The organism is Pseudomonas sp. S60, assembly GCF_016647865.1.
In the GTDB taxonomy this organism is placed as follows: Bacteria; Pseudomonadota; Gammaproteobacteria; order Pseudomonadales; family Pseudomonadaceae; genus Aquipseudomonas; species Aquipseudomonas parafulva.
Window position 1 is genome coordinate 1 of sequence record NZ_JACVVH010000096.1, and the last position, 2,982, is coordinate 2,982.

Here is a 2,982-nt window from a genome sequence, read left to right on the forward strand (position 1 = left end):
GGCGGAGACCATCGGCCTCGCCAAGGCCCTGACGATTGGGGCGGGTTACCAGGTGAGTGTGGGCGCGGCCATGAACACGACTGTTGGGCTCAGCCAGAGCGAGCAGGTGGGGGTTAACAAAAGCGAAATTGTTGGAAACCGCTACAGCATTCACGCCGAAGAAGAGTTTCGTATTCAAATCGGAAAAAGCGTTCTACTCATGAAGCGCGATGGAACGGTACTTATCAACGGCCATAGTTTTAATTTCAGCGCCAGCGGACCTGCGAACATAACCGGCTCTGAAGTTGATCTGAACCTGAGAGAACCTATTGAGCAATCTTTTCCGACTGGCCCATTCATCGCAAAATTTTCATTAATGAAACCAGACGACCAAGTTTACGCAGGCTACCATTACACGATTTCAAACGGAAACTCGATTCTGCAAAGAGGGATAACACAAGCCAATGGTGAGACAGACTGGCTAAACACCGAGGTCGCTGAGGTGATCCATATAAAGAAAGCGAAAATGCGAGAAGATCAAAAAATCACAGAACAATGGCTCTCGCGTCTTCAAATGATCTTTGAGTCTCCGCCCGCAGAATCACTGACGCTTGATGAAGGCTACCTTAACCTTTACGACGAGGAACAGTAACCATGCCAGGCCCAGCATTGCCTTTGCTTGCAAGAGCCGGCCAGATTGCCTGGCGAGCTTATAGCGCCTATGAAGCCGCCCAAACGGCTGCTGAAGCGGCCAAGCTGGCCGCTGAATTGAATACCAGAAAAAGAGAATTCACGAAAATATTTAAAACCACAATAGAGCAACTTAAAGACGAAATAGAAATCAATACCAAAACCATGGAGAAAATTGGAAGTGCCGGACGAAGCACTCTGCACCGCAGGGGTTCGGAGGGGACAACCTACAAAGAGTACATAGATCGCAAGATTCCATTCCGGCCAGCCATCAGCCTCATTTGCAACGCGGCATCAAACTCACCCATCAAGGTCCCTAGACGGCTGCGAAAAAAAATACCTGGCGATGTGATTGAAACAACTATTGAAGTCAGCCTCAAACAAACGACAGCATCACTGATGTTTGAGGTTATAGATGAAGCTCTTGAATGGCGAAGCCCGCTGAAAGCAGAGCCCAACTACGACAAGACAACCAAAGTACCTTACCTTGGTACGCCGCAAACTCGCCCCCACCGAATCAGTGACATTTTTCCTTTTTGGCCACGCCCGAAGAACAGCTTGGCACCGGATTTAGTAATTGTTGAGTATCGCCAGAAGTCATTCGAAACGAATAATGTTTTTGCAGCCATAGAAATTAAATTCCCACGAGACTGGGTGAAAATTCGACAGCTAGAAGAGTATGCTTACTTAATGACTCCCGCAGCAGGCCCCAACCCTCAAAAAGCTGGAAAAGAGAAGGTAGCTCTCCTACGGGTTCCAGAAGACTGTACATCCAGCGCCAAGGAAGTCGAAAAGGGAAATAAGCCTCGACAGCATAATAAGGGAAAAACAAAATGAGTACCGTCCATAAAATTTTCACAGCAGACGAACTAGACAATTATATCGACCTTCTTAAGGGATGGCCGAACACCGCGTATGGAAATGACGAATCAGAAATCAGTGTAAGTCCTTTCATAAGCTTCTACTTCCTCTACCCTCCTGAAAATCACAATGAAAAGACGCTCTCCATGATTGATGTACATGAAGCGTTCGAAACCTTATTTGGCTTACCCTATACAGTCGCCACACACCCCATCTCGGAGAGACCCTACCCCTACGGCTCTAAGAAAATCCCAGAATTGAGAAAACTAGCACTCGCGACCGGCGTAGATGAAAGCTTTACCTTCAACTTTACAGACGAGCCCAAGCACACCTACTCGCCCACAACAGCTGGCTATTTCTGGCGCAGCTCGACCTGGAATGGCGTAGACAACAATGCCTACTCTTCGATCCACCTCTACTATCGTTGGAGCTGGTGGCTAAAAAATCGCAACTCCTGGCGTAACTTAGTTATAAAAACAATTGAGAAGATCCAGCCGCAACAGGTTTACAGTGGATTTGCTATTGCGAACCCGTTGGATTTTGGCTCTCGTTTCGAAGCAGCGACATGGGAGCGATCTTTGGCTCCGAAATTCTTTGGTTTAGATATTGATTACGCATTTGGAATGAGAGACGAGCTAATGAGTGGCATCCGCCCTCCCACGTGGGCTTTTCTACTCTCGGACGAATGGCGAAGCAAGCTTGACCTCGACAGAGATGCTGTGCGCAAAGCACTAAATCACCCCCGAATTTCAATAACCGAGTTACTGGGAGGACAGTGGATAGAGCTTGGAGAACAACCCGAACTTTATCCGACCCAACTCGGGGTACCCGAGCTTCCAATGCTACTTAACAGGCTGCTGAAACCTATCCGGCATAAAAACCTAGGTTTGATTGGTCTTGGCCAATGGTCAGGCGATCCTAACGAGCGTTTCTCTGACGTTGATGCAGGACGATGGTTGGCCCGATTTGATGAAGAGAGTGATTGGCCTTCTGAAAGCGAGCGCTTTCCCAGCCCCCCAAAATCCCGCATTGAGCCAGCGCCCACTGCCATGATTGCAGGCAGTGAATGCCCCCGAGACGGTTGGTGGTCCACGCCTGCCCAGTCCAAGTCCCGACGACTCTTTAGTAAGGGAGAAGTGTTCCCAGCCATTGCGAGTGAGAGCGCACGTGGAGCAGTCATTTGGTTATGGGATAGCAACCAAGACCCTGACACTTTAGATGGGGAGCCCGATGCCTAGCCAATCTGATTTGCGTTACAGCTTCCAGCCATTGGTTGGAAAAGCCGAACTCGACGTGGTGTCGTTCGAACTTCGCGAGGGCGTCAGCATGCCCTTCGAGTTGGAGCTGAAACTGATCAGCTTCGAAAACGATATCGACTTCGGCCACCTGCTCGACAAACCTGTGCTCTTCACCCTCTGGGAAGGCGAGCGCCCAGTGCGCTACGTGCATGGT

General features: G+C 49.4%; 2 protein-coding genes and 2 pseudogenes. All 4 read left to right on the forward strand.

The genetic code is table 11. From position 1 onward, the window contains the following. A pseudogene (locus IAE33_RS24290) lies at positions 1–631 on the forward strand (hypothetical protein); the annotation flags it as partial. A gap of 2 nt (positions 632–633) precedes the next feature. Next, entirely contained in the window at positions 634–1,506 is an 873-nt protein-coding gene (locus IAE33_RS24295; protein WP_201165745.1) for a VRR-NUC domain-containing protein, read from the forward strand. Beyond that, positions 1,503–2,768 carry a type VI immunity family protein gene (locus tag IAE33_RS24300; protein ID WP_201165748.1) on the forward strand — a complete coding sequence of 422 codons (1,266 nt, stop codon included), beginning with the start codon at positions 1,503–1,505 and terminating at the stop codon, positions 2,766–2,768. The genes IAE33_RS24295 and IAE33_RS24300 overlap by 4 nt, the downstream gene beginning before the upstream one ends. Continuing rightward, positions 2,761–2,982 (forward strand): annotated as a pseudogene (locus tag IAE33_RS24305) (type VI secretion system Vgr family protein); the annotation flags it as partial. The gene IAE33_RS24300 and the pseudogene IAE33_RS24305, both read left to right, overlap by 8 nt.

Bases quoted from the DNA above. Each gene is read 5' to 3' on its own strand.
- IAE33_RS24295 (WP_201165745.1), top strand. From the start codon at position 634: ATGCCAGGCCCAGCATTGCCTTTGCTTGCAAGAGCCGGCCAGATTGCC.
- IAE33_RS24300 (WP_201165748.1), top strand. From the start codon at position 1,503: ATGAGTACCGTCCATAAAATTTTCACAGCAGACGAACTAGACAATTAT.